The following is an 11,025-nucleotide window of genomic DNA, read 5'->3' on the forward strand; positions in this document are numbered from 1 at the left end:
TTTGAATACTTTTCAAAAAGAAATACAACTGTCGCCAAAGCAAAGAGGATTTCATCTTATCACATCAGAAATATTGCTTCATCTTGAAGGGATTCAACAAGTTAAAACAGGCATACTTCATTTGTTTATAAAGCACACTTCAGCTAGCTTAACAATAAATGAAAATGCAGACTCTACTGTAAGAGAAGATTTTGAGTCTCATATAAATAATATGGTGCCAGAAAATATGCCATATTACAAGCATAATTATGAAGGGCCTGACGATATGCCTGCTCATATAAAGGCTTCCATGTTTGGTCATTCAGTTCAAATTCCTATTACCAACGGAAGATTAAACCTTGGCACATGGCAAGGCATCTATTTAGGTGAGCACAGGAACCATGGTGGGTCAAGGCAACTCACGGCAACGATTATTGGTGAATAAAAAAGGTTTAAGCCCTATGGTAATAAGACTAAAAAATTAGTCATGTATAACTTTAACGAATATCGCACTACCTCTTTCCGTAACTTCAGTAAGTAATACTTTTTTACCTGTTTTAACAGGTTTGCCAGTTCTTCCTTGAGCTTCTGTGCTACCAACGCTTCTATAAGTCATATATGGTTTGTTTACTATAAGTACGTCACCAGCAACTGGCATCATATCTTTTTCTACAGTTTCGTTATCCCTCCAAACTAAATCAAAGACATCATTATTTGCCTTATCCCCATTTTTTCTACCGTAATATAACCAACCTTCATTTGAAGTATTTTTTATGGCATTGATAGCATCTGTTTTATGTGCATGCACTTTTAAGCCAGCATTTGTTAAATATGAAGCTAAAACATGAACACTGCCATCATCTTTTGCGGCATTCCAAGCGTTATCGTCCTCATCAATTAGGGCTTGTCTATTTTTTAATGCTTGAATTTTATTATTTGCTTCAACAACATGAATTCCTCTTGGGTAGTGTTTAATATATGCATTATAAGCATCTTCCGTGTCTTTCTCTATAGCAGCATTCCATTCAGTATTATCTGCAAGAATTTCTCTCTGTTTTTGCTTGGAAAGTATACTGTCTTTGGCCGCTAAAATATATTTTCCTGATTCGTTTGTTCTTAAATAGAAATTATACTCTTCTTCAGTATCTTTTGCCTGTGCAGCTTCCCAAGCTTGTAAATCTTTATCTATAAATAATGTATCCTTCATCAAAAACGCAACAATTGCTAATACTGCAATAATTCCTATAATAATGTAAGGCGATTTATTTTTGGGTTTGCTTGGTTGTGGTTGAGGTGCAGGACTTGGTTTTGTGTCTTTTGGTTTTTCATTGGGCTTTTCATCTGGCTTAGGAGTTTCTCTTTTAGGGTCTGCTCCCTTATTTTCTGGAGTATCAGCTACCAGATTTTTGGCCACCTTATATTCTAGACCAAGAGCTGTAACCAGTCCTTTCATTCCTTTTTCTTTATCTCCAGTAAAATCTGCAAATTGACGTCGCTGTAATCTGAAAGGGATTTCACATTCTTCCATCAAGACAGGTACAACTTTTTTATTTGCACTTAAGGCATAACCTACTTCATCCATAACATTATTGGAATTTACAGATGATTTGGAAAGTATGATCATGAAGTTTTCTGATTCTTGCATTGCATTTTGCACTGCGATATCCCAGTTCTCTCCAACTTTGATATCTAATTGATCTAGCCATATATCTGCACCCGCATTACGGAGCGTCTTAGCTAAATTCATTACAAAGTCAGTATTATCACGAGAATAACTAATAAAAATGGTTTCTTTAGACACGTTTTTAATGGATTTTGGTTGGTTAATTACTTGGTTAATTTATGAATTTAAATTTTTAATTAAAAAAACTAACAATTGCTATTGTTGTCAATTACTCTGTCCCATCAGTTAAATCATAGGTTTTTTCAAAGATACCTTTGTCACAAGGGTACATTTCTCCATTAACACCAATCATTAACCAATCGCCTCTTTTACCCCTCATGATGCCCTCTAAAGTTTCCACTTCAAAAGATTCGTTTATTTGAATGCATCTTATAGGTATAGGTTTCTTTATTGCGCTTTGAAACTCTAAATCAGGTATATTATGTTGCTTAAATTTCAGCATTTTAACTGAGCAATTGCGCTTTTAAAAATTGTGTAAACTCATCATTTTCTCTACCTGTTAAGGCTACATAACCAGCATAGGCATTGGTATGCATTGACAATTTTTCTCTAATAGGAATGTTATCTGATGCCTTGATATAGTACTCCTTAGCTTTATCAAAATTACTTAGGTACATATTAGCTTCAGCAACTGTTGCGAATTTCCAAAGGTTGTCATCACATTTTTCAGCAGATTCTAATGCTTGGCTGGCATATTTTTTCATTTGTCCTCTACCTGTTTCTGGATCAGTTACAATACTTAAGAATGCCAAGTTTATGGCATGATAATAGATTTGTGAATGCGCCTCATTTTCAACTGATATTTCTAAGGCCTTGCTATAATAATCTCTTGAGGCTTGACTAGATTTAAATGAATAGGTCTTTAAATAATCGCGTTTGTGTCGCCCTCCGATAATTCCCATTAAATCCGTATTGCTTTTTGCCAATGGATGTGTGTTTAAGAGATCATATACTTCTTCCGTACGTTCTAATCCTTCTAATGCAAAAATTAGTTGTGTTAATCCCCTCTTATCTAGGTCTTCTTTTATTGGAAGTAAATCATTTACAACAGCATCGTACTTTCCTAGAGTCAGATTAATCTCTTCTTTAACTGTAAATTGATTAAAGAATTTACTGCCAGTTAATGTACTGACAACTAAAGAGTAAGCGTCATCTTTTTCATCTTTCGGCTTAACCATCATGAGGTGTTTGCCATCAACAAACTCACAATTCTTTTGATCGAATGGTTTGTGACAAGATTCTACTGATACATATTCGTCTTCTGCAGATGCTGCAACCTTTAACTTAAACGGATAACTGCCCTTGAAAGTATCGTCCCAGTTGGCTCTAAGTGTTGTGATGAAATTACCTGTGCTACTTAGTTCGCTATATTTTTTGTTCCATTGTTTTTCTAAGACTTCAGGAGCTATACCATTGCTTGGCGTGCCAAACATAATGAGGTGTGATATCCTATTTCTATCTTCTGATTCAAGTCCTAAAATTGCTTTTTGCGCAACAATACCACCTAAGCTGTGTGCTACTATTGCAATACGATCATAATTCTTAAACTTAAATTTAATAGAGGTTCTTAGATTTCCGGCTATCTTATCTACATCGAGGACTGCACCCCAAATATCTTTACCCAATTTTGGTTGAGCAATCGACTTATAACCAAGAGGTTTCATGGCCCATCCTTTAAAATTGGGATCTGCCTGCAATAGATTAGGCATTAGTCCAAATGAATCTCCTGATTCTCCGGAGAATCCGTGAATAAAAAGCAATAAGTTATTACCTTCATCACGTTCCCAGGAAATTTCTGTATCACTCTTAGACAATACTGGTTCAGTATCTGACTTTTTTAACTTGAATCTGTCTGTAACAATTTTAGACCTTAATTCTTTTGGTATGTAACATATAATAAAGTCATCAGACATCTGAAGATTAGCATATGGTGTTTGATCTTTTACTTTATCACTTCTCTTTTTTAATTTATCTATTAAAATAGGTGTCCGTTCAAATACATGATTTACTGTCTCTACAGTTCTTACAAATTCATCAGCAAAGAAGTGTTTGTTTTTTGCTTTAAAGCTTTCAATTAAACATTGCGTAAAAACACTTGTGTTTTCATCTCCCCATGATTCTTCTGCAGCTTGGGATGAAGCTACTATTACCATACCTCTCTCGTCATCAATCTCTTGTGCTAATCCTTCAAGCGTTGAATTTTGATGAGATATTAATTGTTTAGTGTTGTTTGCAATGGTATCAGAAATAACTTCGTCTTTACCTTCAAAAAATGAACCCGAATGACAGCAATCAAATAAAATAAATAGCTTTTTGGATTTTATTTTACTGAGTTTTTCTCTCAGTTCTTTGCCACTTAAATAAATATCTGCTGTTTTATCATAAGGACATAAATAAGAGATATCGTATTCCTTGGCATAGCCACCATGACCCGAATAATATAGCAGGAAAGAGGAATTTTCGTCCATTTTTGCAATCAGGCTATCAAATGCATCAATAATATTCTGATAAGTAGCATCACTATTTAATAATAGTGTTATGTTTTCCTTTTTGTAGCCACAAAGTTCTTTATCCGATAAAACATCATAAATATTTTGGGCATCTTTAATTACACTTTCTGTTTTTTGCTTAAAATCTACACCAATGATTATAGCGTATGCATTATCAATTTGATTCATACTGTATAATTAAAAGTTGATGTTATTGAAAAGCCTTTTCATTTGAGTTACCTGTTCATGGGTAGTTTCGGGTGTATTTAGTCCCATAGTATTCAATTCAATTACTGCTCTTAATTTCTTTGCCGTATAGCTGTCTATAATATTATTGGAATAAAGACTATTAACCATAGAATAATTTGATTTGCCTTGAATATTTAATCCATTTTTACTTGCCTTATTGTTTAGTTTATATGCTATAGCATCTTCTAATTCAATTAGCATTTGATAAGGTGATTCTGCGATACTTGCTCTTAGGCTACTGCTTTCAGTAGATTTTGGATTAATGCCAGAATCACTTTTTGGACTAATGCCGCCACCGTCTTTTGGATTAATTCCACCTCCGTCTTTTGGGTTAATGCCGCCACCGTCTTTTGGATTAATACCGCCACCATCCTTCGGTAAAATGTCAGAACTACCAACACCAATTAATTCGGTTGATTGCTGAAGTTTAAACGCCAAACCAGTTGAAGAGATATCAGCAGACTCAAATCTGTCAATAATACTTGATATTTGTTTTTTAAATATATATAACATAACAATCACGGCTAGAGGCCAAATTATAATATCTAAAGTTCTAATTATGTTATCCCAAAGGCTTTGCTCCTGCTCAATAGCTCCAACACGTTTTGCCAAGGCCTCAGTTTTTTTTGTCAGTGCATTTACATTTAAAGAATCTGTTGCTTGCCTAATATTTATCATAAAGTTTTATTTTTCCAATAGTCTAAGTGCTCCTTAAACGTTAAATTATTTTTTAGATTTTTAAAATGGGGATCATTGTGATAAGTAGTTGGTGTAAAATTATATCCTTGGACGATTGATTTTAGTATAAATTTTAAAGCCTTATTAAGTCTGTCAGTACTCGCGTAAAACTGTGCCAACCGATAATCAATTTCACCAAATTGATAGTCAGATCTTAAATTTTCTAATCTTTCAATAGTTTTTTTTGCGGTTACGCGATTACTATTTTTGAATTGAGAAATCGCTAAGTGAACTAGATACTCCGAGTTATTATCATTATTTGAATTTAACCTGTTATACACCATGGAGGCATTTTTGAAATCTTCCAGATAATAATAGGCATTTGCTAAATATTCATTTTGTGATTCTTGATTATTCCTTGAGATTATTTTGTTGAAATACTCATTGGCTTTTTTTATGTTGCTGGAATTAATAAGTTGAAGACCTGTAAAATGGTAAAGATAATTTATATCCTCATCAGTTGCAGACAAAGCGTATTCAGAGAGATAATTATCTAGGTTGTCGAGTTGATCCGATTTGATGAATGCCATTATTAGTGGTCGCTTTAAATAATTACCCTCAACCAATTTAATAACAGGAGACAGAGTCGTTAAAACAGCTTCATAATTTCCTAGTTCAATATCAGCGAGTGCTTTGAGGTAGTATCTAAAACCACATCTTTGACAATTTTCCAGATCTAAATCATCCATAGGGATTGCATCATAAATTTCTTGAATATCCTCAGGTCTATTCATATATTGTAATGCTATGGTCATTGTGGTTTGATTTGTTGGCACATCTAGTGCAGCAACATTATACTCTTTCAATATTGCACGGTATGCTTTGTCATTTTTTCCATTAATAATAGATTCATAGAATGAAATCCAATTCTTTTGTCTTGTATTGAGTCTTGAATTATTGATTGTAGTTTTAATAATGGAATCTGTTTTAGCAAATTCACCTTCATTATAGTAGTAGGACATCATGTGAATCTTGGGTTCAAAAAAATTCGGGTCTAACTCAATAGCTTTGTTCAATAAATCTAGGTGATACCTTGTGTCCTCTGGCTTTTCTAATGCCTCAAGTAAATACTGATAAGCTTTAAAACTAGGTGGCTTCTCTTCATAATAAGATCGCACCTTATTATCTTCTGCTATATAGCCTGAGTCGTCTTTTCTGTCTTCGGTTGAAAGATAGCCTAATATTTGTTGTTTTAATTGTTCGGCACAATCTAAGGGTTCATTAGGATCACAGATTACGGTCTCAAATGACATCAGCGTTTCATCCATTAATCCATTTTTAATTGAACCTTGCAAGAGCAATTCGTCTTTCTCCATGTAAAAAGCACCTTCAATAACTTTACTAGGCTTTAAGTATTTGATGAGCAAGCTATTTAGACTTTCACTACCAATATCTGATTTAATCATTCTTTTGTAGTCATTAACTAGTTTAGAGGAAATAGCTTGACCAGCATCATTTTCCGTTATGCCATGAATAATCCAATTAGCAGCTATTTCACCAATATTATTAAGTTCTTCATTTCCTGTTGTATTTTCGAAATCTAAAACTGCTATTTTGTCGTTTTCTGCTAGTTCTTCCATTAGAACTTTAGAGCTAAAGTTTTTTTTAATTATTAGAGTAACTGCAACGCCGCTTAAAAGACTGATAACTAATAAGGATGAAAAATACATTTTTTGAAATGCACTTTTGTTGTAAGGAGTAGTGGGATCCTCAGTTTGTTGGATTTCATATTTCAGCAATTTAAATTTCCAGATATAATAAATGTAAACGGGGAAACCTACAAGTAATATTAAAATAAAATAGGTTACAATTTTAATTGGAAAACCCAGTGGTTCGGCAACAAGTGCTAATACTTGAAGTAAAACCCAACTTGAGACAATATATATAGAAAGCATCTTAAATACTTCCTTTTTGTGACACTCAGTAACAAAACCTTTAAGGGTCATTTAGTGTTGGTTATAAGGGGTGGTTAATAATAAAGGGTTGCAAATGGCTTTGTAAAGTAACATATTTTTATTAATATTATAAATAATTAATCCTAAAAAACACGCAAAATGGCTGAAGAAACAGATGGTATCAAACCGAAAGATGGAGGAGGAATCAATCCCAAACCTGGTGGTGGTATAAACCCTAAAGATGGAGGTGGTATAAACCCAAAAGATGGAGGTGGAATTAACCCCAAACCTGGAGGAGGTATTAATCCTAAATAAGAAGAATAGTTATTAAAATCACCTTATTGTAAGCAACCAAAATTATTAAGAAACTACAAATAAAAAACCGGCTCAAACGAGCCGGTTTTTTTAAGCGAAATGTTGTTATTAATTTTAGGCTAACGCCCTATTTAACTTTGTTTACTATAGCTTCAAAAGCTTCCGGGTGATTCATAGCTAGATCCGCAAGAACCTTACGATTCAATTGGATGTTATTAGACTTTAATTTCCCCATAAACTTTGAATAGCTCATTCCATGTTGTCTGGCACCTGCATTAATACGCATAATCCAAAGTGCACGGAATGTTCTTTTTTTGTTTCTGCGGTCTCTGTACGAATATTGCATCGCTTTATCTACCGCATTCTTTGCTACTGTCCAAACGTTTTTACGTCTTCCCCAGTAACCTTTGGCTTGCTTAAGAACTTTTTTTCTTCTTGCTCTTTTTGCAACTGAATTTACTGATCTTGGCATGTTTTACTTGTTTTTTTGTAGTAGGCGGTTTAATTAAATAAACACTTGCTAAATACTTTTGCCTAACTCCAGGGTTCTACATTAATTTAACCAGTAAAATTAATTACTTCAATCGAAGCATTAATTTTACATTTTCTTCGTCTGACTTATGCACGGTTGTATCATGAGTCAGAGCAAGCTTTCGCTTTTTAGATTTTTTTGTCAATATATGACTCTTAAAAGCGTGCTTTCTTTTAATCTTTCCAGTGCCAGTTAGTTTGAAACGTTTCTTAGCACTCGACTTTGTTTTCATTTTAGGCATTTCTCCTCGTTTTAATTACGTTTCGCTTATTTTCTTTATGTCTTAATACTGCTTTTTACAGTATTCTATTTATTCTTTTTTGGAGCTATAAACATTATCATTCGTTTACCTTCCAATTTTGGCATTTGTTCTACCTTACCATATTCCTCCAAATCTTGGGCCAATCTTAATAATAATATTTGTCCTTGCTCCTTAAAAACAATTGATCGGCCTTTAAAAAATACGAATGCTTTTAATTTTGCTCCGTCTTTTAAAAACTTAATCGCATGTTTCTTTTTAAACTCGTAATCATGATCGTCAGTCTGAGGACCAAAACGAATTTCCTTTACGACAACTTTTGTTGCTTTTGCTTTTAGCGCTTTTTCGCGTTTCTTTTGTTCGTAAAGAAACTTTTTATAATCCATGACCTTACAAACAGGCGGGTTGGCATTTGGTGAAATTTCGACTAGATCCAAACCTTGTTCGTCTGCTATGGAAAGCGCTTTCTTTATAGGATAGATGCCTACTTCAACATTGTCTCCTACAACTCTAACTTCTTCAGATCTGATTTTCGAATTTATGCGATGTTTATCCTCTTGGGCTTCACGTCGATTATAACTCCTTCTGTTTCTGCGTATTGCTATGGCTTATAGTATTTAATTAAACTCTATTTAAAGGTCTTCAAACTATTTGAGACTCTTTCATTTACAATTTTCACGAAGGTACTGACACTTATTGTGCCAAGTTCTTCCCCTCCGTGTTGTCTAACAGTTATAGTATTATCTTTCTCTTCCTGTTCTCCAACAATTATCATGAATGGATATTTATTAATTTCCGCTTCACGAATTTTCTTACCGACAGTTTCATTTCTGTTATCAGCGAGGGCGCGAATTTCGTCATTTTCTAACAAATTTAAAACTTTTTGAGCGTATTTTTCATATTTCTCACTCACTGACAAGAGAATGGCTTGTTCTGGCATGAGCCAAAGAGGAAAGTTTCCGCCTGTGTGCTCTAATAAAATAGCTATAAATCGTTCCATACTTCCAAAAGGTGCACGGTGAATCATGACAGGCCTGTGAAGTTCGTTATCACTACCTTTATAGGTAAGGTCAAATCTTTCTGGCAAATTGTAGTCGACCTGAATAGTACCTAATTGCCACTTACGTCCAAGTGCATCCTTTACCATAAAGTCCAGCTTAGGGCCATAGAAGGCAGCCTCACCGGTTTCTACAACATAATCCAATCCCTTGTCTTTTGCTGCATTTAATATTGCCTGTTCGGCCTTATCCCAGTTTTCGTCACTTCCGATATATTTTTCAGGATTTTCAGGATCCCTTAAAGAAACTTGTGCTGTGAAGTTTTCAAAACCCAATGAGCCAAAAACATATAGTACAAGATCAATAACCTCTTTAAATTCAGCATCTAATTGGTCAGGAGTACAAAAAATATGCGCATCGTCTTGAGTAAAGCCTCTAACCCTTGTCAAACCATGTAGCTCTCCACTTTGTTCATATCTATATACTGTACCAAATTCTGCATAACGCTTTGGTAATTCTTTATATGAAAAGGGCCTACTGTTGTAAATTTCGCAATGATGAGGACAATTCATAGGTTTTAGTAAGAATTCCTCGCCTTCTGCAGGTGTATTTATCGGTTGAAAACTATCTTCACCATATTTGGCGAAGTGACCAGATGTTACATAAAGATCTTTATTGCCAATATGAGGTGTAACTACCATTTCATAGCCGGCTTTTTTCTGAGCGACCTTTAAAAAATTTTCTAGTCTTTCTCGCAACGCGGCGCCTTTAGGCAACCAAAGCGGTAGGCCTTGACCAACTCGTTGAGAGAATGTAAATAATTCTAATTCTTTACCAAGTTTTCTATGATCTCTTTTTTTGGCTTCCTCAAGAAGTTCCAGGTATTCATTAAGTTCTTTTTGTTTCGGAAAAGATATACCATAAACTCTAGTGAGCTGTTTTTCATTTTCATCTCCTTTGTAATAAGCCCCTGCTACACTCAAAATCTTGATAGCTTTAACAATACCAGTATTTGGGATGTGTCCTCCTTTACATAAATCTGTAAAGGTTGAATGGTCACAAAAACTGATTGTTCCGTCTTCTAGATTTTCAATTAAATCTACTTTATATTCATTTTTATCTTTATAAAAAGCCAGTGCGTCTGCTTTAGATACCTCCCGCATTTTAAATGCGTGTTTGCCTCTTGCAATTTCAAGCATTTTATTCTCTATCGTTCTAAAATCCTTTTCTGAAATTGTATCTTCGCCTAAATCAACATCATAATAAAATCCATTCTCAATGGCAGGTCCCACCCAGAGTTTTACATCATCGTATAGTTCTTCTAAAGCCTGAGCAAGAATATGGGCAGAAGAATGCCAAAAGGCTTTTTTGCCTTCCTCATCTCTCCAGGTATAAAGTACAAGCTTGCCATCATGCTTCAATAGTGTAGAAGTTTCAACAATATTTTCGTTAAATCTTGCTGATATAACATTACGTGCAAACCCCTCGCTTATATCAACCGCAACGTCGTGTGGTGTTACAGGACTGTCATAAGTCCTTATGGATCCATCAGGAAGAGATATATTAACCATTAGAAGTATATAATTTTAAGCCTACAAAGATATACCTATATATAGAATAGACAAAAGTGAAGCTTATATATATTATTTATGTTATGTTTTTTTAAAATGCAACTATTTTTTTGAAGTAGGATATCAATTATTTGATCTTTTTTTATTAAATTGTAAAACTATTTCTCTTATTAAGAAGGATTTATGTTTTGTCATTTCTTATCCTTAAAAAATAAGCAGAAATTTTTCTCCAAATAGTCTAATAAGTTTATATCTTTGCGCCCCGGAAAAGTTGTCCGGTGGTTGTTTTGGAAAATATTTTCAAAATAAATTTGGA

The 11,025-nt window shown here is 34.0% G+C and carries 11 protein-coding genes; 2 read left to right on the top strand and 9 right to left on the bottom strand.

Annotated features, from left to right (window positions below; translation table 11 throughout):
- Position 1 precedes the first annotated feature (1 nt).
- The gene (locus LBU54_RS07250) at positions 2-424 is read left to right on the top strand and encodes a secondary thiamine-phosphate synthase enzyme YjbQ (RefSeq protein WP_224527831.1); all 423 of its coding nucleotides are present in this window, start codon (positions 2-4) and stop codon (positions 422-424) included.
- Between the two features lie 36 nt (positions 425-460).
- Here LBU54_RS07250 and LBU54_RS07255 read toward each other — a convergent pair whose 3' ends face one another.
- The 5 genes from LBU54_RS07255 to LBU54_RS07275 form a co-directional block, all read right to left on the bottom strand.
- Entirely contained in the window at positions 461-1,780 is a 1,320-nt protein-coding gene (locus LBU54_RS07255; RefSeq protein ID WP_224527834.1) for a toll/interleukin-1 receptor domain-containing protein, read from the bottom strand.
- Positions 1,781-1,871: 91 nt separating this feature from the next.
- Complete coding sequence (locus LBU54_RS07260) at positions 1,872-2,105, bottom strand: PGDYG domain-containing protein (RefSeq protein ID WP_224527837.1); 234 nt, start codon at positions 2,103-2,105, stop codon at positions 1,872-1,874.
- A 1-nt stretch (position 2,106) separates the two neighbouring features.
- A complete protein-coding gene (locus LBU54_RS07265; RefSeq protein WP_224527840.1) occupies positions 2,107-4,341 on the bottom strand; it encodes a caspase family protein in 2,235 nt (744 codons plus the stop codon).
- A gap of 9 nt (positions 4,342-4,350) precedes the next feature.
- Positions 4,351-5,079 carry a hypothetical protein gene (locus LBU54_RS07270; protein ID WP_224527844.1) on the bottom strand — a complete coding sequence of 243 codons (729 nt, stop codon included), beginning with the start codon at positions 5,077-5,079 and terminating at the stop codon, positions 4,351-4,353.
- Positions 5,076-7,085 (bottom strand): hypothetical protein, encoded by a 2,010-nt coding sequence (locus LBU54_RS07275; protein WP_224527846.1) that lies wholly within the window; start codon positions 7,083-7,085, stop codon positions 5,076-5,078. Before LBU54_RS07275 ends, LBU54_RS07270 begins: the two co-directional genes overlap by 4 nt.
- A 108-nt stretch (positions 7,086-7,193) precedes the next feature.
- Here LBU54_RS07275 and LBU54_RS07280 point away from each other — a divergent pair, with 108 nt between their 5' ends.
- Entirely contained in the window at positions 7,194-7,349 is a 156-nt protein-coding gene (locus LBU54_RS07280) for a hypothetical protein (RefSeq protein WP_224527850.1), read from the top strand.
- 127 nt (positions 7,350-7,476) lie between these two features.
- Here LBU54_RS07280 and rplT read toward each other — a convergent pair whose 3' ends face one another.
- The 4 genes from rplT to thrS all read right to left on the bottom strand — a co-directional run bounded on the left by rplT (position 7,477) and on the right by thrS (position 10,709).
- Complete coding sequence (rplT, locus tag LBU54_RS07285; RefSeq protein ID WP_224527851.1) at positions 7,477-7,821, bottom strand: 50S ribosomal protein L20; 345 nt, start codon at positions 7,819-7,821, stop codon at positions 7,477-7,479.
- 103 nt (positions 7,822-7,924) lie between these two features.
- Complete coding sequence (gene rpmI, locus LBU54_RS07290) at positions 7,925-8,122, bottom strand: 50S ribosomal protein L35 (protein WP_224527853.1); 198 nt, start codon at positions 8,120-8,122, stop codon at positions 7,925-7,927.
- A 65-nt stretch (positions 8,123-8,187) separates the two neighbouring features.
- A complete protein-coding gene (infC, locus tag LBU54_RS07295; RefSeq protein WP_224527858.1) occupies positions 8,188-8,739 on the bottom strand; it encodes a translation initiation factor IF-3 in 552 nt (183 codons plus the stop codon).
- Positions 8,740-8,768: 29 nt separating this feature from the next.
- Positions 8,769-10,709 carry a threonine--tRNA ligase gene (gene thrS / locus LBU54_RS07300; protein WP_224527854.1) on the bottom strand — a complete coding sequence of 647 codons (1,941 nt, stop codon included), beginning with the start codon at positions 10,707-10,709 and terminating at the stop codon, positions 8,769-8,771.
- Between the last annotated feature and the right edge of the window lie 316 nt (positions 10,710-11,025).

The sequence above is a fragment of the Winogradskyella alexanderae genome (assembly GCF_020166335.1).
Lineage (GTDB): Bacteria > Bacteroidota > Bacteroidia > Flavobacteriales > Flavobacteriaceae > Winogradskyella > Winogradskyella alexanderae.

Excerpts from the sequence above, each read along its gene's own strand:
- thrS (WP_224527854.1), bottom strand. The coding sequence starts at position 10,709 with ATGGTTAATATATCTCTTCCTGATGGATCCATAAGGACTTATGACAGT.
- LBU54_RS07270 (WP_224527844.1), bottom strand. The coding sequence starts at position 5,079 with ATGATAAATATTAGGCAAGCAACAGATTCTTTAAATGTAAATGCACTG.
- LBU54_RS07280 (WP_224527850.1), top strand. The coding sequence starts at position 7,194 with ATGGCTGAAGAAACAGATGGTATCAAACCGAAAGATGGAGGAGGAATC.
- LBU54_RS07260 (WP_224527837.1), bottom strand. The coding sequence starts at position 2,105 with ATGCTGAAATTTAAGCAACATAATATACCTGATTTAGAGTTTCAAAGC.
- rplT (WP_224527851.1), bottom strand. The coding sequence starts at position 7,821 with ATGCCAAGATCAGTAAATTCAGTTGCAAAAAGAGCAAGAAGAAAAAAA.
- rpmI (WP_224527853.1), bottom strand. The coding sequence starts at position 8,122 with ATGCCTAAAATGAAAACAAAGTCGAGTGCTAAGAAACGTTTCAAACTA.
- LBU54_RS07275 (WP_224527846.1), bottom strand. The coding sequence starts at position 7,085 with ATGACCCTTAAAGGTTTTGTTACTGAGTGTCACAAAAAGGAAGTATTT.
- LBU54_RS07265 (WP_224527840.1), bottom strand. The coding sequence starts at position 4,341 with ATGAATCAAATTGATAATGCATACGCTATAATCATTGGTGTAGATTTT.